At 67.1% G+C, this 26,828-nt stretch carries 15 protein-coding genes and 1 pseudogene; 15 read left to right on the top strand and 1 reads right to left on the bottom strand.

Features of this window, described 5'->3' with window-relative positions; all coding sequences use genetic code 11:
- The first annotated feature begins 155 nt into the window (after positions 1-155).
- From AC3WTC_RS00470 to AC3WTC_RS00435, 8 genes are all read left to right on the top strand, one after another.
- Positions 156-3,287 carry a TonB-dependent receptor gene (locus tag AC3WTC_RS00470; protein WP_492709995.1) on the top strand — a complete coding sequence of 1,044 codons (3,132 nt, stop codon included), beginning with the start codon at positions 156-158 and terminating at the stop codon, positions 3,285-3,287.
- 65 nt (positions 3,288-3,352) lie between these two features.
- Complete coding sequence (locus tag AC3WTC_RS00465; protein ID WP_492709993.1) at positions 3,353-4,111, top strand: SapC family protein; 759 nt, start codon at positions 3,353-3,355, stop codon at positions 4,109-4,111.
- A 21-nt stretch (positions 4,112-4,132) separates the two neighbouring features.
- The gene (locus AC3WTC_RS00460; protein WP_492709991.1) at positions 4,133-5,134 is read left to right on the top strand and encodes a cupin-like domain-containing protein; all 1,002 of its coding nucleotides are present in this window, start codon (positions 4,133-4,135) and stop codon (positions 5,132-5,134) included.
- A 52-nt stretch (positions 5,135-5,186) separates the two neighbouring features.
- Positions 5,187-6,677: a tryptophan halogenase family protein gene (locus tag AC3WTC_RS00455; RefSeq protein WP_492709989.1), complete on the top strand. Its 1,491-nt coding sequence runs from the start codon at positions 5,187-5,189 to the stop codon at positions 6,675-6,677.
- Between the two features lie 64 nt (positions 6,678-6,741).
- Positions 6,742-8,235, top strand: a complete 1,494-nt coding sequence (gene xylB / locus AC3WTC_RS00450) for a xylulokinase (RefSeq protein ID WP_263928838.1) — start codon at positions 6,742-6,744, stop codon at positions 8,233-8,235.
- Between the two features lie 43 nt (positions 8,236-8,278).
- Complete coding sequence (gene xylA / locus AC3WTC_RS00445) at positions 8,279-9,613, top strand: xylose isomerase (RefSeq protein ID WP_025877150.1); 1,335 nt, start codon at positions 8,279-8,281, stop codon at positions 9,611-9,613.
- 47 nt (positions 9,614-9,660) lie between these two features.
- Positions 9,661-11,070, top strand: coding sequence for a sugar porter family MFS transporter (locus tag AC3WTC_RS00440; protein WP_080148775.1), 1,410 nt, complete (start codon positions 9,661-9,663; stop codon positions 11,068-11,070).
- Between the two features lie 5 nt (positions 11,071-11,075).
- The gene (locus tag AC3WTC_RS00435) at positions 11,076-13,631 is read left to right on the top strand and encodes a glycoside hydrolase family 3 N-terminal domain-containing protein (protein ID WP_492709986.1); all 2,556 of its coding nucleotides are present in this window, start codon (positions 11,076-11,078) and stop codon (positions 13,629-13,631) included.
- A gap of 20 nt (positions 13,632-13,651) precedes the next feature.
- On the opposite strand, the gene AC3WTC_RS00430 is transcribed toward AC3WTC_RS00435, so the two are convergent.
- Positions 13,652-14,710 carry a LacI family DNA-binding transcriptional regulator gene (locus AC3WTC_RS00430; protein WP_032974760.1) on the bottom strand — a complete coding sequence of 353 codons (1,059 nt, stop codon included), beginning with the start codon at positions 14,708-14,710 and terminating at the stop codon, positions 13,652-13,654.
- A gap of 111 nt (positions 14,711-14,821) precedes the next feature.
- On the opposite strand from AC3WTC_RS00430, the gene AC3WTC_RS00425 reads away from it, so the two are divergent.
- From AC3WTC_RS00425 to AC3WTC_RS00395, 7 genes and pseudogenes are all read left to right on the top strand, one after another.
- Positions 14,822-16,945 carry an alpha-glucuronidase family glycosyl hydrolase gene (locus tag AC3WTC_RS00425; RefSeq protein ID WP_492709984.1) on the top strand — a complete coding sequence of 708 codons (2,124 nt, stop codon included), beginning with the start codon at positions 14,822-14,824 and terminating at the stop codon, positions 16,943-16,945.
- Positions 16,942-18,924 carry a sialate O-acetylesterase gene (locus AC3WTC_RS00420; protein WP_492709982.1) on the top strand — a complete coding sequence of 661 codons (1,983 nt, stop codon included), beginning with the start codon at positions 16,942-16,944 and terminating at the stop codon, positions 18,922-18,924. The genes AC3WTC_RS00425 and AC3WTC_RS00420 overlap by 4 nt, the downstream gene beginning before the upstream one ends.
- A complete protein-coding gene (locus tag AC3WTC_RS00415) occupies positions 18,924-20,615 on the top strand; it encodes a glycoside hydrolase family 43 protein (protein ID WP_492709980.1) in 1,692 nt (563 codons plus the stop codon). The genes AC3WTC_RS00420 and AC3WTC_RS00415 overlap by 1 nt, the downstream gene beginning before the upstream one ends.
- Entirely contained in the window at positions 20,612-23,284 is a 2,673-nt protein-coding gene (locus AC3WTC_RS00410; protein WP_492709978.1) for a glycoside hydrolase family 3 protein, read from the top strand. The genes AC3WTC_RS00415 and AC3WTC_RS00410 overlap by 4 nt, the downstream gene beginning before the upstream one ends.
- A 10-nt stretch (positions 23,285-23,294) precedes the next feature.
- Positions 23,295-24,776: pseudogene (locus tag AC3WTC_RS00405) on the top strand (MFS transporter); the annotation flags it as partial.
- On the top strand, positions 24,768-25,757 hold the full coding sequence (locus AC3WTC_RS00400; RefSeq protein WP_492710242.1) for a glycoside hydrolase family 43 protein: 990 nt from the start codon (positions 24,768-24,770) through the stop codon (positions 25,755-25,757). The pseudogene AC3WTC_RS00405 and the gene AC3WTC_RS00400, both read left to right, overlap by 9 nt.
- Positions 25,747-26,619 (top strand): aldose 1-epimerase, encoded by an 873-nt coding sequence (locus tag AC3WTC_RS00395; protein ID WP_492709976.1) that lies wholly within the window; start codon positions 25,747-25,749, stop codon positions 26,617-26,619. The genes AC3WTC_RS00400 and AC3WTC_RS00395 overlap by 11 nt, the downstream gene beginning before the upstream one ends.
- The last annotated feature ends 209 nt before the right edge of the window (positions 26,620-26,828 follow it).

The raw sequence follows: 26,828 nt of genomic DNA, 5'->3' as shown, positions 1-26,828 counted from the left end.
GTGGGTGCAAAGCGCACTGCGATGTTCGGTGTGGAAGACGGGCGTCGCCCGTACGTGCCCCCAGGAGGGGCGGTACATCCATTCGATCGTATGTCAGAGGGGAGAGTCATGAGCGCTGCTACTTTCCGTCGTACCCCAGGCCGGAGGGCTCGTCGATGAGCCGGACGCTGGCGAAGTTCACTTCCAGGGCCATGTTCACCTTTGTCGGTGGCGTCCTGGTCATCAATCCCGCATTCGCACAAGAGGCGTCAACACCGGCACCCGTCGCCGGGCAGCAGAACCCGCCCAGCCCGACGCAGCTGGACACCGTGCAGGTCACCGGCATCCGCAACAGCCTCAGCCAGGCCATGGACATCAAGCGTGATTCGGCCGGCGTGGTGGATGCGATCAGTGCGGAGGACATCGGCAAGTTCCCCGATACCAACCTGGCCGAATCCCTGCAGCGCATCACCGGCATCTCGATCGAGCGCCGTGATGGTGAGGGCGCACAGGTAACGGCGCGTGGTTTCGGCCCTCAGTTCAACATGGTGACGCTCAACGGGCGGCAGATGCCCGGCGCCGATGCGTTCGGTGCGTCGGGGCAGGTCGCCATCGGTGGTGTCGACGGCGGCACCCGTGCCTTCAACTTCGCCCAGCTGGCCGCTGAAGCCATCAATGGCATCGAGGTCTACAAGACCAGCCAGGCCAATGTCCCCAGCGGTGGCATCGGTGCCACCATCAACATCCTGACCTCGCGGCCGCTCGACCACGAGGGCATCGTCGCCAGTGCCGGGGCGAAGGCCGTCTCCGACCGCAGCCAGCCGTTCGGCGACGACCTGACGCCGGAACTGTCCGGCATCTTCAGTTACGCCAATCCCGACAAGACCTTCGGCGTGGGCGTGAGCGCCAGCTACCAGAAACGCAAGGGCGGTTCGGTGCAGGCCACCGACAACTACTGGAACGTGCAGCCGTGGACCGGCACGATGCCGGGCAACCCGAGGGTGGTCAATGCACCGGCGATCGGTGCGCTGTATGCGCGGCCGAACGACCTGCGCTATGCCTTCTCCGAATTCGAGCGTGAGCGCATCAACGGCCAGGCCGTGCTGCAGTTCGCGCCGACCGATGCGGTGACCTTGACCCTGGATTACACCTATTCGACCAACGAGATCACTGAAAATCGTGGCGAGCAGGGCATGTGGCTGCAGAACAGCAACTACACCGACGTCGAATTCGATACCAGCGGTGCGGTTGCCACGCCGATCTACATCCGTGAAATCGCCGGCACCAAGGATTTCGGCCTTGAGCAGCAGCGCAGCATGCAGAAGTACAAGCTGGGTTCGCTCGGCCTGAACGCGGTCTGGAATGTGACCGACCGCTTCAAGCTCAGCTTCGATGCGCACAACTCGAAGAACGAAAGCCGCCCGAACGATCCGCTCACTGGTGGCGGCTCCATCTTCAGCAGCATCGCCGGCACCAACAACTGCACCGCCGGACCGCATTGCGGTGGGTCATGGGTGCAGGAAATGGTCTTCAACAGCGGCCTGCCGGTGGGCACCCAGGTCTGGTACCCGAGCACGGCCGATGCCATCGCCAACACCAACGGCGTGGTCAATCCGGGTTTCGCGCCGGGCGAGATCGGTTCGCAGGTATTGCGCATCAACTCGCAGACCCAGATCAGCGAGATCAAGCAGGGGCGTGTCGACGGTGAGTGGAGCTTCGACAAGGGGCGCTTCCAGTTTGGCGTGGACTCGAGCAAGCAGACCACCCACCGCATCCAGGCAGCGGAGAATTACAACACCCTGGGCGATTGGGGCGTGGCCAACGTTGACGGGGATGTTGCCAACGGGCTGATGGACCTGCTGCAGCCGGTCAACATCGTCGGGCTGTTCAACGACTTCAATGCCAACAGCTTCACGGCCTGGCGCGGCGATGCCGGTCGCCTTGCGCAGTGGGCGGCGGACAACTATGGCGCCAATCTCGGCGTGAGCCCGCAGCGCGCCGCCGATAACCTGGTGGAAGAGAAGACGAAGTCGGCCTACTTCCAGGTGGAGCTGGATGGCGAGCTGGGCGGCATGCGTACCAATACCCGCCTGGGTGTGCGCTATGAAACCACCGATGTTGTCTCCACCTCGAACATCGCCATCCCGGAAGCCATCGAGTGGCAATCCAACAATGACTTCCGCGTGGTGTTGTCCGACGAACAACAGCCGTTCACCGAGAAGAACAGCTACAGCTACATCCTGCCCAATCTGGATTTCAGCATCGATCTTCGTGAGGACCTGAAGGGGCGTGTCTCATTCGGCAAGAGCATCGCACGCGCGCCGATCGGCAACCTGTATGCCGGCCCGACCGCCCAGCAGCCGTTCGGCTCGGTCCTCATCGACCCGTCCTCGCGGGCCAGCGGTACCGCACAGAACCCGCAGCTGAAACCGCTGGAATCGGACAACCTGGATCTGGCGCTGGAGTGGTACTTCGCCGATGCGAGCTACGTCTCGCTGACCTACTGGAACAAATCGGTCGACAATTTCGTCGGCAACACCATTGTCCAGGAGAATCTGTACGGCCTGCGCGATCCTACCGCCGGTCCGGATGCGCAGGCGGCGCTGGCGTTCCTCACCAGCGGTGCCTGCGTCACACAGGTCGGCGCTGCCAATGCAGCGGCGTGCTCGGCCAATGACACCTCGCTGTTCACCGCCCTGGCCCTGCTGCGCAACAATCCCGCCGGGTTGGGCGCCTACAACGGTACCGACGCCCAGGTGCTGGCCACTGAAGCAGCCTACGACCTGTACGGTACGGCCGGCGATCCGCTGTACCAGTTCAACGTCAATCGTCCCATCAACCAGAACAAGGCCAAGCTCCACGGCTGGGAACTGGGTGGGCAATACTTCTTCGGCGATACCGGCTTCGGCATCCTGGCCAACTACACCCTGGTCAATGGCGATGTGGGCTTCAACAACGCAGGCGACCCGGGCATCGACCAGTTCTCGCTCACGGGACTGAGTGACACGGCCAATGCGATGCTGATGTACGAGAAGTACGGTTGGTCGGTACGACTGGCGTGGAACTGGCGTGACCAGTACCTGATCCTGGCCAACCAGGGAGCCAGCCGCAATCCGTACTATGTGGAGGCGTACGAACAGTGGGATCTCAGCGTGAACTACACCCTGGATGACCACTGGTCGTTTGGCCTGGAGGCGATCAACCTGACCGGTGAGGATGTGCGCTGGCGTTCGCGCACCTCGCAGATGATCGTGAAGCTGGCCGACCAGAGCCCGCGTTACATGCTGGGCGTGCGTTACAGGTTCTGAACCGTGGGGTGCCGCTGCCACGGCAGCGGCACCCGTTCCAGGCTGCTGACGGATTGGACAACACCATGTCGCGTTACGAAATGCTCAACAACATTGCCCATCGGGACCTGCGTGTGGCCACCGGCTTCGGCGCCGAGTTCGGCGACGCGGTGGGCATGGTGCCGGCCTATCCGAGCGAGTTCGCCGAACTGCAGCGGGAATATCCCATCTTCCTGCGCAGGGACCCCGCCACGGGCGGCTGGCAGGCGGTGGCCCTGCTGGGGTTCGAACAGCACGAGAACCTGTTCCTGCAGGACGGTCGCTGGAACGCCTCCTACCTGCCCGGCGCCGCAGCGAAAGGGCCATTCCTGGTCGGTTTCCAGGAAGGGCACATCGATGGTGCGCTTACCCGGGAAGCGGTGTTGCACGTGGATCTGGATCATCCGCGCGTGACCGCAATGCACGGCGAGCCGGTGTTCCTGCCACAGGGCGGTAACTCGCCCTATCTGGACCATATCGCCGGGGTGCTGCGCGGCATCCACGACGGCCATGCCTTTGCCGCGGACATGTTCGCCACGCTCGACGCGAAAGGGTTGATCCAACCGATCACGCTGGACGTGCGGATCGACGCGGAGCATCGGGTCGGCGTCAACGGCCTGCATGCGGTCGACCGTGACCGCCTCGCGCTGCTGGAGGGTGCGGCGCTGGCCGAACTCAACCGCGCCGGCTACCTGGAGGGCGCCTATCTGATGCTGGCATCGCTGCACAACATGCGCCGCCTGATCGCCGAGAAGCAGCGACGCCTGCGCGCAGCGGATACCGCCGTCGCGGGCGGCAGGAACTGACCGGTGCTGGACGGCGTCGCCATGCGCACACTGGAAGGCCTGGATTCCACGGCGCTGCCGCTGCAGGCGCTGGTGGCAGCCGGCGAGCCAGTGGTGCTGCGCGGCATCGCGCGCGACTGGGCATTGGTGCAGGCCGGGTCGCGTTCCCTGCAGGAAGCCATGGCCTACCTGCGCGGGTTCGAAGCAGGCCTGCCTGTTCCCTATTCCTTCGGCGGCCCCGAGATCGAAGGGCGTCCGTTCTACAACGCGGACTTCACCCGCTTGAACTTCGAGGTCCGGCGTGGCCTGCTGACAGAGGTGCTGGACGCAATCGCCGACCACCTCGATTCGCCGAGCCCGCCCACCTATTACGTCGCTTCGCTGCTGATCGCGCGTGCGCTGCCTGGGTTCGCCCAGCACAACGACGCCGGACTGGCGGGGCAGGGCATCGATGCTTCGGCCAGCATCTGGGTCGGCAACCGGGTGACGGCCTCCTGCCATTACGACATTCCGGACAACCTGGCGTGCTGCGCGGTGGGCCGGCGCCGCTTCACCCTGTTTCCGCCGGAGCAGATCGACAACCTCTACCCGGGACCGATGGAGCCCACCCCGGGTGGGCAGGTGGTCAGCGTGGTGGATGTCGACCAGCCGGATTTCGACCGCCATCCGCGCTTCCGTGATGCCCTGGCAAGCGCGCAGACTGCCACGCTTGAGCCCGGTGATGCCATCTTCATCCCGGGCCTGTGGTGGCACCACGTGCGCAGCCTGGAACCGTTCAACGTGCTGGTGAACTACTGGTGGCGCAGTGCGCCTGGCTATCTCGGCTCACCCCTGCCGGCGCTGCAGCATGCGATGTGGGCCCTGCGCGATCTACCGGCGCGCGAGAAGCAGGCGTGGGCAAAGATCTTCCAGTACTACGTGTTTGGTCCCGGCGAGCAGGCAGGGCAACACCTGCCAGAAGCGGCCCGGGGTGAGCTGGCACCGTTCGACGAGACGCAGGCGCGGCGCATGCGCGCCCAGCTGCTGGGTCGACTCAACCGCTGATGGGAGCATCGCATTGAACGCTGCGGACACTACACAAGGGCCGATCCGGAGAGTGGTGATCGCTGGTGGCGGCACCGCCGGCTGGCTGGCCGGCTGCGCACTGGCGCACCAGTTCCGCCAACAGCTGGACATCACCCTGGTGGAGTCCGAGCAGATCGGTACCGTGGGTGTGGGCGAATCCACCGTGCCGCCCATCCGCACGTTCCACCGTTTCCTGCAGATCGATGAGCAGGAGTTCCTGCGTGCGGTCGCCGGCACGTTCAAGCTGTCGATCTCGTTCGAGAACTGGCGTCGCCCCGGTGAACGCTTCATCCATCCTTTCGGCACGATCGGGCAGGGCACCTGGGCCACGCCGTTCCATCACTTCTGGCTGGACAGCCTGCGCCGCGGCATGCCCTCCGAGCTGGGCGACTTCTGCCTGGAAAGCGCCGCTTCCCTGGCCGACAGGTTCTCGCTGCAGACCCAACCCCAGGTCAACTACGCCTACCATTTCGACGCCGGGCTCTATGCCAGGTTCCTGCGCGGCAAGGCCGAAGCAAACGGCCTGCGGCGGGTGGAAGGCAAGATCCGCGAAGTCCGCCAGCATCCCCATGACGGCTCGGTTGCGTCGCTGGTGCTGGACGACGGGCAGGTCATCGAAGGCGATCTGTTCATCGACTGCACCGGCTTCCGCGGCCTGTTGACCGAGCAGACCCTGCATACCGGCTATGAAGACTGGAACGAATGGTTGCCCAGTGATCGCGCCGTTGCCGTGCAGACCGACTCGCCCGCGCCGCCGGTGCCCTACACCCGTGCCATCGCGCACGAGGCCGGGTGGCGCTGGCACATCGCGCTGCAGCACCGGGTCGGCTGCGGGCTGGTGTTCTCCAGCCGCCACATGTCCGATGACGAGGCGCAGGCCAAGCTGCTGCGTGATGTCGACGGACGGCCCCTGCGCGATCCCTGGCTGGTGCCGTTCCGCAGCGGGCGCCGGTTGCAGGCCTGGAACAGGAACGTGGTGGCGCTCGGGCTGGCCAGCGGCTTCATCGAGCCGCTGGAATCGACCAGCATCCACCTGACCATCAGCGCCGTGGTGCGCCTGATCCAGCTGTTCCCGTCCGACGGCATCACCCCTTCGCTGGTGGCGCTGTACAACGACGTGAGCCGCCAGGAGATGGAGCACGTGCGCGATTTCATCATCCTGCATTACCACGCCAACCAGCGCGACGAGCCGATGTGGAAGGCCTGCCGCGAGATGGCGCTGCCTGAATCGCTGCAGGTCCGCCTGCGCGCGTGGCGCGAGCGTGCCCATGCCTGGCAGGACCCTGGCGAGCTGTTCCGGGTCGACTCCTGGACCAGCGTCCTGATGGGCCAGGGCATCCAGCCCGGACCGCCGCACCCGCTTGCGCGGGCCATCGGCGATGCGGACCTGCGCACCCTGTTGCATCGCATCCGGCAGCCAGTGCAGGAAACGGTGGCGAAGATGCCGACGCAGGCAGAGTTCATCGAGCGCTACTGCAAGGCGGCGCCGGACGCATGGCAAAGGGGCAGGGCCGTGGCGTAGCCGCAGTGCGCGCTGTTGCATCGAATTGGTAGCGCTACCTTCAAACCACTACGGGGTGCAGTGAATGGAATTGGTTGCGGGAATCGACGCTGGTACGCAAAGCCTGAAGGTGGTCGTCTACGACCCTGAAGGGCGCAGTCTCGTGGCCAGCGCCAGCGCGCCATTGCAGCTGACCAGCGCTGCAGACGGCAGCCGGGAACAGCGGCCGGCCGATTGGGTGACGGCACTGCACGCCTGCTTTGCTGCGATCGATCCGGCGGTGCGCTCCCGGATTGCCGCGCTGGCAGTCTCAGGACAGCAGCATGGGTTCGTGCCGGTCGATGCGGCCGGGGAGGTGCTGGCTCCGGCCAAGCTGTGGTGCGACACCAGCACCTCGGCCGAATGCGTGCAGATCATGGACGCCGCAGGCGGCACGGCGCGCACCATCGCGTTGGCCGGCAACCCGGTGCTTGCCGGTTACACCGCCTCCAAGCTGCCGTGGACGAAAACGCACCGGCCCGACGCCTACGCGCGGCTTGCCACCATCCTGCTGCCGCACGATTACCTCAATTTCGTGTTGACCGGCGAGCGCTTCTGCGAATACGGCGATGCGTCGGGCACCGGCTGGCTGGATGTGCGCACCCGAACCTGGTCGGCCGAGCTGCTGCACGCGACCGATCCGCAGCGCGATCTCGCCGACTGCCTGCCACGCATCGCCGCAACCGAAGAGATGTTCGGCATCACCCCCGCCGCGGCGGCGGCGTTGGGCCTTCCCGCATCGGTGAAGGTGGCCGTCGGCGGTGGCGACAACATGATGGCGGCCGTGGGTACCGGCTGCGTCGTACCCGGTCGCCTGGTGATGAGCCTGGGTACGTCCGGCACCCTGTTTGCCTTCTCGGACACGCCCGTGGTCGACCCGGGCGGGGCTTGGGCCGCGTTCTGCTCGTCGACCGGCGGCTGGCTGCCGCTGATCTGCACGATGAACTGCACCGTAGTGACCGGACAGGTCGCCGACGCCTTCGGCTTCAGCAGCCGCGAGGGCGACCGGCACCTGCAGGCCACGCCGCCCGGTGCCGACGGCCTGGTGATGCTGCCGTTCCTCAACGGCGAACGCACGCCGGACCTGCCGCAGGGCAAGGGGGTGCTGGCGGGCCTGGACACGACCAACATGACGCCGGCGCACATCTACCGCGCGGCCATGGAAGGGGCCACCTACGCCCTGAAGTATGGCTACGACGCATTCGTCGGCGCGGGCATGCAGTTCGAACGCATCGTGCTGACCGGCGGCGGCAGCAACAGCGCGCAGTGGCGGCAGCTGGTGGCCGATGTGTTCGGCCTGCCGGTGGACGTGCCGGCCCAGTCCGAAGGCGCGGCATTCGGTGCGGCATTGCAGGCCCTGTGGGCATTGGGCCACGGCCGCGGCGATGCCGCCTCCATCGCCGACGTCGCCGACCGCCACGTTGCGCTTGACCCGCTGCGTTCGGCACGCCCGGACACGGCGCGCGCCGAAGCCTACGCCACGGCCTACGCCCGTTTCCTTCGACATCTCGACGCCATCACGCCGCTGTACCGCGGCTGATCTCCTTTCCGCGACACCTCGCACAACGACAGGAAGACGCACCATGAGCACGCAACCTTTCATCGGCGCCAAGGAATACTTCCCCGGCATCGGCCGCATTCCCTTCGAAGGCCGGGGCTCGGACAACCCGCTCGCGTTCAAGGTCTACGACGCGGACAAGGTCATCGGCGGCAGGACCATGCAGGAACATCTGCGCTTTGCAGTCTGTTACTGGCACACCTTCTGCAATGCCGGGCACGATCCGTTCGGTCCGGGTACCCGTCATTTCCCCTGGGAGGCCGGCTCGCCGATGGCGACCGCCGAGGCGAAGGTGGACGCGGCATTCGAGTTCTTCACCAAGCTGGGCGTGCCGTACTGGTGTTTCCACGATATCGACCTGGCGCCGGACGCCGAGGATGTCGGGCAGTACGAAAAGAACCTGAAGCACATGGTGGGCCTGGCCAAGGCGCGCCAGGATGCAACCGGCATGAAGCTGCTGTGGGGCACGGCCAACCTGTTCTCGCACCCGCGCTACATGAACGGTGCGTCCACCAACCCGGATTTCGCTGTGGTGGCGCGTGCCGCCGTGCAGGTAAAGGCGGCGCTGGAGGCCACCGTTGAACTGGGCGGCGAGCATTACGTGTTCTGGGGCGGCCGCGAAGGCTATGCCGCGCTGGCCAATACCCAGATGAAGCGCGAAGTCGACCACCTCGCGCGGTTCCTGACCATGGCGCGCGACCATGGCCGCAGCATCGGCCTGAAGGGCAACTTCCTGATCGAGCCCAAGCCGATGGAACCGATGAAGCACCAGTACGACTTCGACAGCGCCACCGTGGTGGGGTTCCTGAAGGAACATGGCCTGGACAAGGATTTCAAGCTCAACATCGAGGCCAACCACGCGACGCTGTCCGGCCACACCTTCGAACACGATCTGCAGGTCGCCTCGGACCACGGCCTGCTCGGCAGCATCGACGCCAACCGCGGCAACGCCCAGAACGGCTGGGATACCGACCAGTTCCCCACCGACCTGTACGACACCGTGGGCGCGATGCTGGTGGTGCTGCGCCAGGGCGGTCTGGAAGGCGGCTTGAACTTCGACGCCAAGGTGCGCCGTGAATCGACCGACCTGGAAGATCTGTTCATTGCCCACGTCGGCGGCATGGATGCCTTCGCCCGCGGGCTGGAAGTGGCCCATGCGCTGCTGAACGACTCGCCGCTGGAGCAGTGGCGCAAGGAGCGTTACGCCAGCTTCGACAGTGGTGCCGGCAAGGACTTCGCGGGCGGCGCGCTCAGTCTGGCAGAACTGGCTGCGCTTGGTGCCAAGGGCGGCGAGCCCAGGCAGATCAGCGGCAAGCAGGAGCGCTACGAGAACCTGATCAACCAGTACCTGCTGCGCTGAGCACAGCGGCTCGCATCGATGACACCGAACCGGGGAGGGGCACGGCAATGCAGCAGGCAATGAGCGGTGGAGAGAACACCCGGCTGATCGTACTGATCAGCGTGGTGGCGACGATTGGCGGATTCCTGTTCGGGTTCGACAGCGGCGTGATCAACGGCACCCAGGACGGCCTGCACCAGGCATTCAGATCGGGCGAGTGGATGCAGGGGTTCGAGATCGCCTCGATGTTGCTGGGCTGCGCCGTGGGCGCCTTCAGCGCCGGCCGGCTGGCCGACCGTCTCGGCCGCCGCAACGTGCTGATCGTCTCGGCAGTGTTGTTCCTGCTGTCGGCGATCGGCGCTGGCGCCGCATCCTCCTCGGCGATGTTCATCGTCGCGCGGGTGTTGGGGGGCTTTGCGGTGGGGGCCGCCAGTGTCATCTCCCCGGCCTACATCGCCGAAGTCGCGCCGGCGCGCTACCGTGGCCGGCTCGCCACGGTCCAGCAGATCGCCATCATCAGCGGGCTGACCGTCGCGTTCCTGTCCAACTATCTGCTGGCGGCCACCGCCGGTGCGTCCACCGAGGCACTGTGGGGCGGGCACGCAGCGTGGCGCTGGATGTTCTGGATGCAGGCCGTGCCCTCGCTGCTGTTCCTGGCACTGCTGCTGACCATTCCGGAAAGCCCGCGCTACCTGATGGTGAAGCGCCGCAAGGACGAGGCGCTGCAGGTGCTTGCGCGGCTGTACGGCGGTGTCGAGGCGCAGGCGAAACTTGCCGAGATCGACGCTTCGCTGTCGAGCGACCACCATCGGCCGCGGCTGTCGGACCTGCGTAACAAGGCCACCGGCAGGATCCGCCCGATTGTCTGGGTCGGCATCGGCCTGGCCACCTTCCAGCAGCTGGTCGGCATCAACGTGGTGTTCTACTACGGTGCCGTGCTCTGGCAGGCCGTCGGCTTCTCCGAGAACGACGCGCTGCTGATCAACGTGTTGTCCGGTGCGCTCAGCATCGGCGCCTGCATCGTCACCGTGCTGCTGATCGATCGCATCGGACGCAAGCCATTGCTGTGGGTGGGCTCGGCCGGCATGGCGGTGTCACTGGCACTGCTGGTGGCCGCATTCGCCAGTGGCTCGCTGGTCGATACGCACCTGCAGCTGCCTGCGGGCATGGGCACGCTGGCGCTGGTGGCGGCCAATGCCTATGTCGTGTTCTTCAACATCTCGTGGGGCCCGGTGATGTGGGTGATGCTGGGCGAGATGTTCCCCAACCAGATCCGCGGTTCGGGCCTGGCGGTGGCCGGTGCGGCGCAGTGGACCGCCAATTTCGCCGTCACCGTGACCTTCCCGATTCTGCTGGCCGCCACCGGGCTGGCAGCCACGTACAGCATCTATCTGGTGGCGGCGGTCATTTCGGTGTTCTTCGTGCTCAGGTACGTGCACGAAACCAAGGGCAAGGAACTGGAGCAGATGGAAGGATGAACGCGATGACCCATCGACACGTTGGCCGCGCCCACGCTGGCGTGCTGCTGACCACCCTGCTGCTGGCACTGGCGGCCTGCGGCAAGGATGAAAACGTTGCCGCAACTGCAGCCGCGACGCCGGACCCGTGGCCGCAGGCCGCCTGGCCACTGGCCGAGGCCCCCGCGCTGGAGAAGCGCATCACCGACCTGATGGCCACCATGACGGTGGAGGAGAAGGTCGGCCAGCTGGTGCAGGGCGATATCGCCAGCATCACCCCCGACGACGTGCGCCGCTATCGGTTGGGCTCGGTCCTGGCCGGCGGCAATTCCGATCCCGGTGGCCGTTACGATGCCGCGCCGGCCGAATGGCTCGCGCTGGCCGATGCGTTCTACGCAGCGTCGATGGACACCTCCACCGGCGGCAAAGCGATTCCGGTGCTGTTCGGCATTGATGCCGTGCACGGGCAGAGCAACATCATCGGCGCGACGCTGTTCCCGCACAACATCGGCTTGGGCGCGGCCCGCAACCCGGATCTGCTGCGCCGGATCGGCGAGGTGACCGCGTTGGAGACCCGTGCGACCGGGATGGAGTGGGCGTTCGCACCAACCGTGGCGGTACCGCAGGACGACCGCTGGGGGCGCACCTATGAGGGCTATTCCGAATCGCCCGAGGTGGTGGCCAGCTATGCCGGTGCAATGGTCGAAGGGCTGCAGGGCAAAGTGGGTACGCCCGCGTTCCTCGATGGTCGTCATGTGATCGCCTCGGTGAAGCACTTCCTCGGCGACGGTGGCACTACCGATGGCAAGGACCAGGGTGATACACGGATCAGCGAAGCGGACCTGGTACGCATCCACGCGGCCGGGTATCCGCCGGCGATCGCTGCAGGCGCACAGACCGTCATGGCCTCCTTCAACAGCGTCAACGGCGAAAAAATGCATGGTCACAGGCAGTACCTGACCGATGCGTTGAAGGGCCGCATGCACTTCGGTGGGTTCGTGGTGGGCGACTGGAACGGCCACGGGCAGGTCAAGGGCTGCACGACCACCGATTGCCCGGCCACCATCAATGCGGGCCTGGACATGGCCATGGCCTCGGACAGCTGGAAGGGCTTCTACGAAACCACGCTGGCCGCCGTGAAGAACGGCACCATCAGCCAGCAACGGTTGGACGAGGCGGTGCGCCGGATCCTGCGCGTCAAGATGCGGCTGGGTCTGTTCGAGGCCGGCAAGCCGTCCACACGTGCGGTCGGCGGCCAGTTCGCCCTCATCGGCGCACCGGAACATCGTGCGCTGGCACGGCAGGCGGTGCGCGAATCGCTGGTACTGCTGAAGAACCAGGGGGGCGTGTTGCCACTGTCGCCCAAGCAACGGATCCTGGTGGCCGGTGACGGCGCCAACGACGTGGGCAAGCAGGCCGGCGGCTGGACGCTGAACTGGCAGGGCACCGGCACGACCCGCAAGGACTTCCCCAATGCGGACACGATCTACGAGGGCATCGCCCAGCAGGCGTCGGCTGCGGGTGGCGAGGCAGTGCTGGCGGTCGATGGGAAATATGTAACGAAGCCGGATGTGGCCGTGGTGGTATTCGGCGAGAGCCCGTATGCCGAGTTCCAGGGCGATCTGCCGACGCTGGCCTACAAGCCGGGGGACGATGCCGACCTTGACCTGATCAAGCGGCTGAAGGCCGACGGCATTCCGGTGGTGGCCGTGTTCCTGAGCGGACGCCCGCTGTGGGTCAACCGCGAGATCAACGCCGCTGATGCGTTCGTGGCGGCGTGGCTGCCCGGTTCGGAAGGTGCTGGCGTTGCCGACGTGCTGCTGCGCAGGCCTGATGGCAGCGTGCAGCACGATTTCAAGGGCAGGTTGAGCTTCAGCTGGCCGCGCACGGCGACGCAGTACGCCAACAATGTGGGGCAGAAGGATTACAACCCGCAGTTCGCCTTCGGCTTCGGCCTGTCCTACGCCGACAACGGCGATCTGGCGGCGCTGCCGGAAGTCTCCGGGGTAACTGGCAATGAAGGTGCCGCCGGCGTGTTCTTCGCGCGCGGCGAAGCCGGTTCCGGCATGGCCCTGCGCCTGCAGAACAGCACGGGGCAGGGCGTTACGGTCACCAAGGTGCCGGAGGCCCTGGAGGGCGATCTGCTCAAGGTCACCGGCGTGGACCACCTGGCACAGGAAGACGGCCGCCGCCTGGCCTGGTCGGGCAAGGCTGAGGCAGTTGCCGCGCTGCAGTCACACACGGCACTGGACCTGCAGCGCGAAAGCAACGGCGACCTGATGCTGCTGACCACGTTGCGGGTGGAGTCTGCACCCCGTGGCGAGGCCTGGTTGGCGGTGGACTGCGGCACGGGCTGCTCGGCCCGCATTGCGCTCACGCCGACGCTGGCAAAACTGCCGGTGGGCCAATGGACGCGCGTGGGCGTGCCGCTGAAGTGCCTTGCAGCCGCAGGTGCGGACGTCGGCAAGCTGGATCGCCCGTGGTCGATCGGAACGGCGGGGGCGATGACACTGTCGGTGTCACGTGTCGCGCTGGGCGCCCTGAACGAGGCGGAGACCAGCATCGGGTGCGCAGGCGCGTGACCGTGACGCTGCGTCCTGCGCTATCGGGAACCGGGTGGGCGCGTGACCGAATCGCGCACCACCAGCCGGTGCGGCACCACGTGGTCGGTCAACACGCGCACGCCCTCGCTGCGGCGGCGGATGGTGCGCAGCAGGATCTCGATGGCGGCATCGGCCATCGAGGCGATGGGCTGATGGATGGTGGTGAGCTCGGGCCAGACCGTCGTGGCGGCGGAGCTGTCATCGAAGCCCACCACCGACAGGTCGCGGGGCACCTCCAGGCCACGCCGGTGCGCGACGGAGATCGCCGCCGCGCCCATATCGTCGTTGCTGGCCAGGATTGCGGTGGGCGGCCTGGGCTGGCACAGCAGTTTCTCGGCAGCGGCCAGCCCGGAGCGGTAGGTGTAGTCGCCCTGTTCGACCAGGGCGGGGTCGACCTCCAGCCCGGCGTCGTGCAGCGCGCTGACAAAGCCGTCATAGCGCCGCGCGCTGGCACTGAGGTCGGTGCGCCCGCAGATGAAGCCGATGCGGCGGTGGCCCTGCTGGATCAGGTGTTCAGCCAATTCCCTGCCGGCGTGGAAGTCATCGATGCGCACGCAGGAAATGTCATTGCCGAGGTGACCCGGGGCGATAGCCACCACCGGGATGCCGGCCTTGACCAGCTCGGTCACCACGGGCTTCGATTCGCACAGCGGCGGCGGCAGGATGACGCCGTCCACCCGCCCGGCCAGGGCACGCGCGGCCTTGCGCTGGGCCGCCGGGCCCGGCTCGTCCCAGTAGTCGATGACCAGCTGGATGGCAGCGTTGGACGCTACGCGCAGCAGGCCGACCAGGAGTTCGCGCAGGTAGGCACCGCTGGGGTCGGTGTAGATCAGTGCAATACGCGTGTGCTGCGCGGCGGCCAGCGAACTGGCGGCGAGGTTGGGCGTATAGCCCAGTTCACGCACTGCGCGCATCACGCGCTCGCGGGTGACGTCGCGCACCTTGCCCTGGTTGATCGCCCGCGACACCGTCATCGGCGACACTCCGGCCAGGGCCGCCACCTCGTCGATCGTCACGCCACTGGTTTTGCGGCGGACCGATTTCTTCGGCTTGTCCAATACGCGCTCCCGTTCTTCTCTGTGACGCTGCCGAAGCCCGCGCACGTCCGGAGCTTACAAGGTTTGCCGGCCGCCCAACGGTCCGGTCCGGATGGCGAGCGGTGTCATTGGATGTTCGCTGCCGTGCTGGCGCTGCTGGCGCTGCTGGCCTGCATCGGCGACGCGCGCGCAGAGGACGGCCATGCCCTGTGGATGCGCTACGTTCCGCTCGAACCGGCCCTCGCTGCCGACTACCGCACCCGCCTGGGGCAGGTGGTGGCCCCTGATCACACAGCCACGCAGCGCGCCGCGCGCGATGAACTGCAGCGTGGACTGGCCGGGCTGCTCGGCAGCGCTCCGCATTTGCCGGGTACGGCAGCCACCGGCCCCATGCTGGTGCTGGGTACGCCGCAGTCGTCGGCGTTGATCGCGCCGTTGCGTGCGCAGATGCAGCCGCTGGGCGAGGAAGGCTACCTGCTCAAGCGCACACGGGTAGGCGGGCGCGATGCGCTGCTGGTCGCCGCACCGCGGGATGTCGGCGTGCTGTACGGGGTGTTCCACCTGCTGCGGCTGCTGCAGACGGGCGCGGCACTGGACGCTCTCGATGTGCGTCAATCGCCACGGCTCCGGCTGCGCGTGCTCAATCACTGGGACAACCTGGATGGCCATGTCGAACGTGGCTACGCAGGCCGTTCGCTGTGGGACTGGCAGACGTTGCCGGAGTGGCGCGACCCGCGCTACACCGACTATGCACGCGCCAACGCATCCGTAGGCATCAACGGCACCGTGCTCAACAACGTGAATGCAAACGCACAGAGTCTTGCGCCGGACTATCTCGACAAAGCGGCGACACTGGCCGATCTGTTCCGGCCGTATGGCATCCGTGTCTACCTGAGTGCACGCTTCAGCGCACCCATCGAGCTGGGCGGGCTCGACACCGCCGATCCGCTCGACCCGGCCGTGCAACGCTGGTGGCGCGACAAAGCCGGCCAGATCTACGCGCGCATTCCCGATTTCGGTGGCTTCCTGGTGAAGGCCAATTCGGAAGGGCAGCCCGGCCCGCAGGACTACGGCCGCTCGCACGCCGACGGCGCCAACCTGCTGGCCGATGCGCTGGCCCCGCACGGCGGCGTGGTGATGTGGCGCGCCTTCGTCTATGCGCACGACGTTCCTGCGGACCGCGCCACGCAGGCCTACAGCGAATTCGCCGGCCTGGAGGGTGCGTTCCGCCCGAACGTGGTGCTGCAGGTGAAGAACGGGCCCATCGACTTCCAGCCGCGTGAGCCGTTCCATGCGCTGTTCGGGGCCATGCCGCGCACGCCGCTGGTGATGGAAGTGCAGATCACCAAGGAGTACCTGGGCTTTGCCACGCATCTGGTTTACCTAGGGCCGTTGTACGAGGAAGTGCTGCGGGCCGACACCCGCACACGCGGCAAGGAGGCCACCGTGGCGCAGTCCCTGGCCGGCATGGCCGGGGTCGCCAACATCGGCACCGACCGCACCTGGAGTGGATCGCACTTCGACCAGGCCAACTGGTACGCCTTCGGGCGTCTTGCGTGGGATCCGCGGCAATCGGCCCAGGACATCGCGGCGGACTGGGCGGCGCTGACGTTCTCGGCCGATCCCGGCGTGGTGCGGCCCATCGTCGGGATGATGATGGCCTCGCGCGAGGCTGCGGTGAACTACATGACGCCGCTGGGCCTGCACCATCTGATGGCGCGGGGGCACCACTATGGTCCCGGTCCATGGGTCGATGGCGGCCCGCGCGCGGACTGGACGTCGGTGTACTACCACCGTGCGGATCACAACGGCATCGGCTTCGACCGCACCGCACGCGGCAGCAACGCCGTGGCCCAGTATTCCCCCGGCGTGGCCGAGCAGTATGGCGACCTGGCGCGGGTTCCGGAGCCGCTGCTGCTGTGGTTCCACCACGTGCCGTGGGATCACCGCATGGCCTCGGGGCGGACGCTGTGGGACGAACTGGTCGGGCGCTACTCGCAGGGGGTACGGCAGGTGCAGGGCATGCAGGCCACCTGGGCGGGGCTGCAGGGCAAGGTGGATGCGCAACGGCATGCGCAGGTCACGGCCTTCCTGCGTATCCAGCAGCGCGAAGCACAGTGGTGGCGCGATGCCAGCGTGGCGTACTTCCAGTCGGTGAGCGGCAGACCGTTGCCCGCAGGCGAAGCCGCGCCGCCGCATCCGCTGGCCTGGTACCAGGCCCTGCAGTTTCCCTCCGCGCCAGGAGATGGCCGATGAAGCCGACGTCGTGGGTGGGATGGCTGCTGCTGGTTGCCATGGGCGGCAGCGCCACGCGTGCAGCGGCACAGGAGCCAACGATGGCGCTGCTGCATCCGCTGTTCCAGGATCACGCCGTGCTGCAGCGTGACCGGCCGATTCCGGTATGGGGCCAGGCCACGCCGGGCGCCTCGGTTTCCGTGGCGTTTGCAGGGCGCACTGTCAGCACGCACGCGGCTGGCGATGGCCGCTGGCACGCAACGCTGCCGCCTGCCGCAGCCGGCGGACCTTACGAAATGTCGGTCCGGTCCGGGCATGCCAGCCAGATCGTGCGCGACGTGCAGATCGGCGATGTCTGGTTGTGTTCCGGGCAGTCGAACATGGAGCTTCCGCTATGGCGCGCGCTAGATGCAGGCAGCGAGATCGCCTCCGCCACGGAACCGGGGATCCGCCTGTTCACCGTGCCGAAGGCGGCGGCGGTTTCACCACAGAGTGATTTTCCCGCGTCTGTGGCATGGCGCCCCGCGTCACCGGACACGGTGCGTGACTTTTCCGCCGCGTGTTTCTACTTTGCGCGTGAACTGCGCAAGACCGTCGACGTTCCGATGGGGCTGATCCAGGCAGCGTGGGGCGGCTCGCGTATCGAGGCCTGGACCAGCAGCAATGCCCTGCGCATGCAGGGTGGCCTGGGCCCAGCGCTTGACGTGCTCGCGCTGTACGCGCGTGATCCGGCGGCGGCAAACGAACGTTGGGGCCAGCAGTGGCAACACTGGTGGACAACACGCGCCGATGCCGTCGCCGCCGATGCACCCTGGCAGCCAGGCAACGACAGCCGTGGATGGCAACGCGCACCCGCCACGCTCGGGGCGTGGGAGCGCTGGGGTGTGCCAGCGCTGGCCGGCTACAACGGCATGGTCTGGTACCGCACCCAGGTGACACTGAGCGCCGACCAGGCAGCCAAGCGCGCACAGCTTGAGCTCGGCCCCATCGACGAGACGGACATGACCTGGGTGAACGGCGTGGCCGTGGGCAGCCAGTACGGTGCGGGCGAGCGGCGAACCTATGCGCTGCCAGCCGGATTGCTGAAAGCCGGCGCCAACACCGTGGTGATCAATGTCCTGGACACCTACGGTGAGGGCGGCCCCGCAGGGCCCGCGAGCGCGCACGCCATCGGCCTGGATGACGGTACGCGCATCGAGCTGGATGCCCGCTGGCAGTACCGGCTGGCGCCAGGCGCACAGGCGCCGCCGCTGGCACCGTGGCACGCCGCCACGGGGCTGTCGACGCTGTACAACGGCATGATCGCGCCGCTGGGCGCCTATGGCCTGCGCGGCATGCTGTGGTACCAGGGTGAATCCAACACCGGTGACGCAACGGCATACCTCGCACGCCTGCGCAGCCTGCGTGACGACTGGCGGGGGCGGTTCGGCGCGCACACGCCGCTGCTGCTGGTGCAGCTGGCCGGCTATGGCCAGCCACCCGTGGCGCCGGTTGAAAGTGGCTGGGCGCAGGTGCGCGAGGCGCAGCGGCTCGCTGCGGCGGAAGACCCGCGCACCGGGCTGGCCGTGGCCATCGACATCGGCGATGCCTACGACATCCACCCGCCGAACAAGCAGGAACTGGGCCGGCGGCTGGCGCGGGCAGCGCGCCATGTGGTCTATGGCGAGCGCAGCCTGGCGCCCGCCGGCCCAACTGCACACACAGCATCGGCCACGCGCGCCGGCGTGCGTATCCGCTTCAACGGGGTCACCGGCACCCTGGTCACGACCGGCGCCAACGGCCCCATCGGCTTCGAGCTGTGCGACGCCGATGCGCACCACTGCCACTACGCCGACGCGGTGCTGCACGGGCACGACGTCGTGCTGCGCAGCCCGCTGGCAGACGCGGGCGGGCGCGTGCGCTACTGCTGGGCCGATGGCCCGGTGTGCACCCTGCGCGACAGCAGTGGGGCGCCCGCCGGCCCGTTCGAGCTTTCCATCACCCCTGCGGAGGTTCCCTGATGCGTCTGCTGCTGGCTCCAGTACTCGTGTTGATGTCGTTGCTGCCGCAGGCGTGGGCAGCGCCGCCCGCGCCGCCGGTCTACTTCGACTGGTTCGAGTACAGCGGTCGCGACGCGGCCTTCGATGCGCCGTTGCCGGCCGGGCACTATCGCAACCCGATTCTTGCCGGGTTCCATGCCGACCCCAGCATCGTCGCCGCAAACGGGCGCTTCTATCTGGTCAATTCCAGCTTCACCTACTTCCCGGGCATCCCGGTATTCGAAAGCGTGGACCTGGTGCACTGGAAGCAGATCGGCAATGTGATCGACCGACCGTCGCAGCTGGACTTCGACGGACTGGGCGTGTCGCGCGGTATCTTCGCGCCGGCCATCAGTTACCACGACGGCATGTTCTACGTGGTCACCACGGCCGTCGACAGCGGCGGCAACTTCATCGCTACCGCCCGTGATCCTGCCGGTCCCTGGTCCGACCCGCACTGGCTGCCTGGCATCGATGGAATCGATCCGTCATTGTTCTTCGACAACGACGGCACCGTGTATCTGCTCAACAACGATGTACCGCCCGGCCCGCCACGTTACGAGGGCCACCGTGCCATCTGGATGCAGCAGATTGATCTGGCGACCTTCTCCCCGGTAGGTCCCCGCAAGGTGTTGATCGACGGCGGGGTGGAGCCGGCCAGGAAGCCGATCTGGATCGAGGGACCGCACATCTACCAACGCGATGGCTGGTACTACCTCTCCGACGCGGAAGGCGGCACCGGGCCGCAACATTCGCAGGTGGTGCTGCGCAGCCGTGATGTGTGGGGGCCCTACGTGCCGTATGCGGGCAATCCGATTCTCACCCAGCGTGACCTGCCCGCCGACAGGCCGTTGCCGATCACCAATGCCGGACATGCGGATCTGGTGGAGGGGCCGGACGGCTCATGGTGGGCGGTGTTCCTTGCCAGCCGCAACTACGACACGCGCCACTACAACACCGGGCGCGAGACCTATCTGCTGCCGGTGCAATGGCGTGACGGCTGGCCGGTGATCCTGCCGGCCAACCAGGCCATTCCGTATGCGGCCAGAGCGCCCTCCTGGATGCAGGGCGAAGCGTCGCAGGCGCCGTCCACCGGCAATTTCACCGAACGTGACGAATTCGATGCGCCGGCACTCGGCAGCGGCTGGCTGCGCGTGCGCATCCCCAGGCAGCCGTGGGCCGACCTGCGCGAGCGACCGGGGGCCTTGGCCGTGCATCCGCTGGCGGAGAACCTGGACACGCTGCGCAACCCCGCGTTCCTCGGCCGGCGCCAGCAGCACCTGCGCTTCGAATCCAGCACGGCCATGACCCGGCCGGCGGCGGGCGTGGCCGCAGGCCTGGCAGCTTTCCAGAGTGAGACCCACTGGTATTTCCTTGGCGTGCGCAGCCTCGGCGGTGACCGCGTGGCGGTCTTCCTGGAAGCGCGCGACGGCGGCGGTGTCACCCGCACCCTGGCAACGCGCCAGGCAACGGCAGCGACGTCGCTGCGCCTGAAGATCGCCGGTGACGAAGGCCGCTATGCGTTCGCCTTCGACAGCGGCGAAGGGCGTGGCTGGCAGACACTGGCCGATGCCGTGGACGGAACGGTGTTGAGTACGGATCGTGCAGGCGGCTTCGTCGGCGCCCTGCTGGGACCATTCGCGCGCGACGAGCGTGCATTGAGGAGCAAATGATGACGCGCACTCCCATCTTCCGCACGCTGGCCCTGTGCGCTGCCATCGCGCTGGCGGGCACGGGTTACGCAGCCGAGCCCGCGCCCTGGCTCGACACCTCGGCCAGCTTCGAAAACCGCGCCGCTGCCCTGGTCGCCCGGATGACCCTGGAGGAGAAGACAGCGCAGATGCAGAACGCCGCGCCCGCGATCGAGCGTCTGGGCGTTCCCGCCTACGACTGGTGGAACGAAGGCCTGCATGGCGTGGCGCGGGCAGGGCAGGCCACCGTGTTTCCGCAGGCCATCGGCTTGGCGGCCACCTTCGATGTGCCGCTGATGGGGCAGGTGGCCAGCACCATCAGCGACGAGGCACGTGCCAAGCACCACCAGTTCCTCCGTGAGGGCTCGCATGGCCGCTACCAGGGGCTGACCTACTGGTCGCCGAACATCAACATCTTCCGCGACCCGCGATGGGGCCGCGGCCAGGAAACCTACGGCGAGGACCCGTACCTCACTGCCCGCATGGGCGTGGCCTTCGTGCACGGCCTGCAGGGCGATGACCCGGTGTACCGCAAGCTCGACGCCACCGCCAAACACCTGGCCGTGCACAGTGGCCCCGAGGCCGATCGCCACCACTTCGATGCGCGCCCGAGCAAGCGCGACCTGTACGACACCTACCTGCCCGCGTTCGAGGCGCTGGTGAAAGAGGGGCAGGTGGACGCGGTGATGGGCGCCTACAACCGGGTGTACGGCGAGTCCGCCAGCGCCAGCCGGTTCCTGCTGCGCGACGTGCTGCGCCGTGACTGGGGCTTCAAGGGCTACGTGGTGTCCGACTGCTGGGCCATCGTCGACATCTGGAAACATCACCGGATCGTTCCCAGCCGCGAGGCGGCTGCCGCGTTGGCGGTCCGCAACGGCACCGAACTGGAGTGCGGCCAGGAATACGCCACGCTGCCGGCGGCGGTGCGGCAGGGCTTGATCAGCGAGGCGGAGATCGACGATGCGGTGACCCGCCTGTTTGCCGCGCGGATGCGGCTGGGCATGTTCGATCCACCCGAGCGCGTGCGCTGGGCGCAGATTCCCGCGTCGGTCAACCAGGCTCCGGCGCATGATGCGCTGGCCCTGAAGGCCGCCCAGGAATCGCTGGTGCTGCTGAAGAACGATGGCGTGCTGCCGCTGTCGCGCAACCTCAAGCGCATCGCCGTGATCGGCCCCACGGCCGATGACACCATGGCACTGCTCGGCAACTACTTCGGTACCCCGGCCGCGCCGGTCACCCTCCTGCAGGGCATCCGCGATGCCGCCAAGGGAATCGAGGTGAGCTACGCACGCGGCGTGGACCTGGTTGAAGGGCGCGACGATCCCAGCGCCACACCCTTGATCGAAGCGACCTACCTGCGCCCGTCGGCTGACTCCCCGGAGCGCGGGCTGCGCGGCGAGTACTTCCGTACCGCCGATCTTTCCGGCACTCCGGCCCTGGTCCGCACCGATGCCCAGATCGGATTCCGCTGGGATCGGGGTTCCCCGACCGACAACCTGCTGGCCCGTGGTGAAGCAGCGCCGGGGCAGGGCATCCCCAGCGATGGTTTCAGCATCCGCTGGACTGGCCAGTTGCTGCCGCCCGTCTCGGGGCGCTACCGGATCGAGGCGGCCGCCGACGATGGTTTCCGCCTCTACGTGGACGGCAAGCGTGTGCTCGACCACTGGGCCAACAGTGATCGCCTGCACGGCGATGGCGTGGAACTGGACCTGCAGGCCGGCCGCGCCTATGACCTGAGGCTTGAGTACTTCGACGCCGAGCGCGATGCCGGCGTCCGCCTGGGGTGGCGCATGCCCGGAGCCAAGCCGCCGTTCGAAGCGGCGCTGGAGGCCGCGCGCAACGCCGATGTGGTGGTGTTCGTGGGCGGCCTCACCGGCGACGTCGAAGGCGAAGAGATGAAGGTCAACTACCCGGGCTTCGCCGGCGGTGACCGTACCGACCTGCGCCTGCCCGCGCCCCAGCGCTCGCTGCTGGAAGCGCTGCATGGCACCGGCAAACCGGTGGTGATGGTCCTCACCGGCGGCTCTGCCATGGCGGTGGACTGGGCGCAGCAGAATCTGTCCGCCATCCTGATGAGCTGGTATCCCGGGCAACGCGGCGGCACTGCCGTCGGCCAGGCGCTGTTCGGCGACGTCAATCCGGGCGGGCGCCTGCCGGTGACCTTCTACAAGGCGGACGAGGCGATGCCGGCCTTTGACGACTACACGATGGAAGGACGCACCTACCGCTACTTCCGCGGTACCCCGCTGTATCCGTTCGGGCACGGGCTGTCGTACACCAGCTTCGACTACGGCAGGCTGCAGCTCGATTCAACGCGCATCGCCAACGACGGGACACTCAAGGTGCAGGTCGAGATCGCCAACACGGGCAAGCGCGCCGGCGACGAAGTGGTCCAGCTGTATGTGCGACGGCTGCAGGCCGGGCCTGGCGACGCACGCCAGACATTGCGCGGCTTCCAGCGTGTGCACCTGGCCGCTGGCGAGCGGCGCACCGTGGTGTTCGACCTGGAAGCACAGCAGGCCCTGCGCCACTATGACGACGCGCGCGGCGGCTATGCCGTGCCGGCGGGCGCGTACGAGGCATGGGTGGGCAGCTCCAGCGCCGACATCCGCGCGAAGGCCGGGTTCACCGTGGAGACCAACCGTGACTGATGCGCGCCGCATCGAAAGCACCGGGCACACGCTGTCCATCCGGGAGAAGCTCGGCTACAGCCTGGGCGACCTGGCCGCCAACCTGATCTTCCAGACGCTGATCACCTACCTTGCGTTCTTCTACACCGATGTGTACCGGCTGCCGCCCGCCACGGCCGCCACGATCATCTTCGTGATCGGCGTGCTCGGTGCCTTCGTGTTCACCCCGTTGATCGGCATCGCCGCCGATCGCACGGTCAGCCGCTGGGGCAAGTTCCGGCCGTGGATCCTGTGGACGGCGATTCCCTTCGGGGTGCTGTCACTGCTGGCCTTCAGCACCCCCGACCTGGCGCCGCGCGCCAAGGTCGTCTACGCCCTGGCCACCTACGGCCTGTTGATGCTCGTGTATGCGGCCAACAATCTGCCGTACTCGGCACTCAGTGGCGTGCTCACCGGCAGCATGGCCCAGCGCAACAGCCTGTCGGCCTACCGCTTCGTGGCGGTGATGATCGCGCAGTTCATCATCCAGGTCCTGCTGCTGCCGCTGGTGCTGATCCTCGGCGACGGCGACCGGGTGCTGGGCTTCGAGCGGGTCATGACGGTATTTGCGGTGGTGGGAACGGTGTTCTTCCTGATCACCTTCGCCACCACGCGCGAGCGCATCGTACCGGCGAAGGAACAGACTGCCGGGGTGCTGCAGGACCTGTCCGACCTGCTGCGCAACCGCCCGTGGAAGGTGATGCTGGCGCTGACCATCCTGGTCTTCATCAACCTGTCGCTGAAGGGCGGCACCTACGTCTACTACTTCCAGTACTACATGAGCGAGGCCGCCCTGGCGGGCTTTCTCGACACCTCCGGCTTCAACCGCTTCATCGGCGCCGTCAACGCGGCACTCAACGGCCTGGGCCTGGCCGGCTTTGCCTGGCCGAAGGATCCGGCAACATCGGCCTTCAGCCTGTTCAACGCCTGCGGCATCGTCTGCATGATCCTGGGCATCGGCGTATCGCGCCGCCTGGCCGACCGTTTCGGCAAGCGTGATGTCTTTGGCGGTGCCTTGCTGGTGTCCACCGTGTTCCTGCTGGCGTTCTATTTCTTCCCGCCCACGGCGGTTGCCGTGGCCTTCGCTGCCTTCATGCTGCACGGGTTCTGCTACGGCATCACCATCCCGCTGCTGTGGGCGATGATCGCCGACGTCGCCGACTACTCCGAATGGAAGAACCATCGCCGTGCCACCGCCATCGTCTTCTCGGCGATGCTGTGTGGCCTGAAGATCGGGCTCAGCATCGGTGGCGCGCTGGTCGCCGGCATCCTCGCCCATCACGGCTACCAGGCAGGCGCACCGCGACAGCCCGAAGCCGTGGTGGACGGCATCCGCCTGACGGTGAGCATGTACTGCTCCCTGCCGTTCCTGGCTGCAGTAGCGCTGCTTTTCCTCTACGAGATCAACAAGCGCATGGAGACCCGCATCGAGCAGGACCTGCAGTCGCGGCGCCAGGGCAGCGATCTGCAGCAACTGGCAGCACACGCCATCTCCCAGCCTCTGGTAAGCCACATCTACACGGCCGACCCTTCGGCCCATGTGTTCGAGGGGCGGCTGTACATCTATCCATCGCACGACATCGACAGCGGCGCACCCTTCGACGATGAGGGCGGCCACTTCGGCATGCAGGACTACCACGTGCTGCGGATGGACACGCCGGAGGGCGAGGCGACCGACTGCGGCGTAGCGCTGCATGTGCGCGACGTGCCCTGGGCCAGCCAGCAGATGTGGGCACCGGATGCCGCCTCCCGCAATGGCCGCTATTACCTGTACTTCCCGGCCAAGGACGCCCACGGCATGTTCCGCATCGGCGTTGCGGCGGCGGATCGGCCGGAGGGCCCGTTCACTCCAGAGCCCGAACCCATCGAGGGCGCGTACTCGATCGACCCGGCCGTGTTCGAGGACGACGACGGCACGCACTACCTCTGTTTCGGTGGCATCTGGGGTGGCCAGCTGCAGAAGTACCGCGACAACCGCTACGACCCGGCGCATGAAGAACCTGCAGGCGAGGCGCCGGCACTGGGCCCGCGTATCGGGCGACTGGACGCCGGCATGACCCGGCTTGCCGAACCCACCCGGGAGATCGTCATCCTGGACGAGCACGGGCAGCCGCTGCGCGCCGACGACCATGCCCGTCGCTTCTTCGAAGGACCGTGGATGCACAAACACCAGGGCCGGTATTACCTGTCGTACTCCACTGGTGATACGCACCTGCTGTGCTATGCCACCAGCGACAGCCCGTACGGGCCGTTCACCTATCGCGGCGTGATCCTCACCCCCGTGGTGGGCTGGACCACCCATCACTCCATCTGTGCGTTCCAGGGGCGGTGGTACCTGTTCTATCACGACGCGTTGCTGTCCGGCGGGGTCACCCACCTGCGTTCGGTCAAGTGCACACCGCTGCACATGGAAGCAGACGGCAGCATCCGGACGATCCATCCCTATGGCACCTGAGCCGACTTTGCCCATGGATGATGCGCAGGCGGCGCTGCCTGCCGGCCCACTGCACTGGTTGCGCGCAGGCAGGCTGGAGGTCGCGCTTGCACCGGAAGCCGGTGGGCGCATCGCCCAACTACGCTGCGACGGTGTGGACTGGCTTGTCGGCGAACATGAAGTAGGGCAGGCGGGCATTGCGTGGGGGTGCTATCCGATGCTGCCTTGGGCCGGGCGCATCCGGCAGGGGCGCTTCGCCTTCGAAGGCAGGCCCTATCAGCTGCCGGTGAACTTCGGAATGCACGCCATCCATGGCGTCGCCTTCTCACGGCCGTGGCGCATCGACCGCCTTGAACCGGACGGCGCCTCGCTGTCGCTGGACCTCCCTGAGGATGCCTATTGGCCCTTCGGGGGCAGGGCATCGCAGCACCTCCTCGTGCAACCCGACCGCCTGAAGCTGCGCCTCGCGGTGCAGGCCGGTGCCATGGCAATGCCAGCCGTGCTTGGCTGGCATCCCTGGTTCCGCAAGCCGGATCGACTGCTGTTCGCACCCAGCGCGATGTACCCGCGCGACGGGGAGGGCATCGCCACCTTGCCCTGCGTGCAGCCAACGCAGGGCCCGTGGGATGACTGCTTCATCAACCAGACAGAAGTGACGCTGCTTGCCGCCGGCCAGCGGCTGCGGCTGAGCGCCGACACCGATCATTGGGTGGTCTACGACGGGGCAGCGCACGCCACCTGCGTGGAGCCGCAGACCGGCCCACCCGACGGATTCACGCTGGCGCCGACCCGGTTGCAGCCGGGACAACAGCTGGAACTGAACTTCGAACTGCGTTGGGAGATCGGCAGCGATGGCGATCTGGCTGGCGTCGACGCCAGCTGATCATCGCTTCCTCGCAGCGCCATGGAATCGTCCGCGGCAGCTCTGCCGTATCGAATGCCTGCCGGCCCTTCTGTTCTTCGCATCCGCCGGGCATGGCCCGGCGCTACCCATCTTCGCGTCCGCCGGGAATGACCCGGCGTTGCCCATGCGTTGCGTCCGCCGGGCATGGCCCGGCGCAACCCATCTTCGCGTCCGGTAGTGCCGGCCGC

The organism is Stenotrophomonas sp. FW305-C-20-S1 (assembly GCF_058783335.1).
Note: the sequence above shows the minus strand (reverse complement) of the source record. Positions and strands in the feature narration are given on the sequence as shown.

Bases quoted from the DNA above. Each gene is read 5' to 3' on its own strand.
- AC3WTC_RS00470 (WP_492709995.1), top strand. From the start codon at position 156: ATGAGCCGGACGCTGGCGAAGTTCACTTCCAGGGCCATGTTCACCTTT.
- AC3WTC_RS00425 (WP_492709984.1), top strand. From the start codon at position 14,822: ATGTTCGCTGCCGTGCTGGCGCTGCTGGCGCTGCTGGCCTGCATCGGC.
- AC3WTC_RS00460 (WP_492709991.1), top strand. From the start codon at position 4,133: ATGCGCACACTGGAAGGCCTGGATTCCACGGCGCTGCCGCTGCAGGCG.
- xylB (WP_263928838.1), top strand. From the start codon at position 6,742: ATGGAATTGGTTGCGGGAATCGACGCTGGTACGCAAAGCCTGAAGGTG.
- AC3WTC_RS00415 (WP_492709980.1), top strand. From the start codon at position 18,924: ATGCGTCTGCTGCTGGCTCCAGTACTCGTGTTGATGTCGTTGCTGCCG.
- xylA (WP_025877150.1), top strand. From the start codon at position 8,279: ATGAGCACGCAACCTTTCATCGGCGCCAAGGAATACTTCCCCGGCATC.
- AC3WTC_RS00410 (WP_492709978.1), top strand. From the start codon at position 20,612: ATGATGACGCGCACTCCCATCTTCCGCACGCTGGCCCTGTGCGCTGCC.
- AC3WTC_RS00440 (WP_080148775.1), top strand. From the start codon at position 9,661: ATGCAGCAGGCAATGAGCGGTGGAGAGAACACCCGGCTGATCGTACTG.
- AC3WTC_RS00465 (WP_492709993.1), top strand. From the start codon at position 3,353: ATGTCGCGTTACGAAATGCTCAACAACATTGCCCATCGGGACCTGCGT.
- AC3WTC_RS00395 (WP_492709976.1), top strand. From the start codon at position 25,747: ATGGCACCTGAGCCGACTTTGCCCATGGATGATGCGCAGGCGGCGCTG.
- AC3WTC_RS00420 (WP_492709982.1), top strand. From the start codon at position 16,942: ATGAAGCCGACGTCGTGGGTGGGATGGCTGCTGCTGGTTGCCATGGGC.
- AC3WTC_RS00435 (WP_492709986.1), top strand. From the start codon at position 11,076: ATGACCCATCGACACGTTGGCCGCGCCCACGCTGGCGTGCTGCTGACC.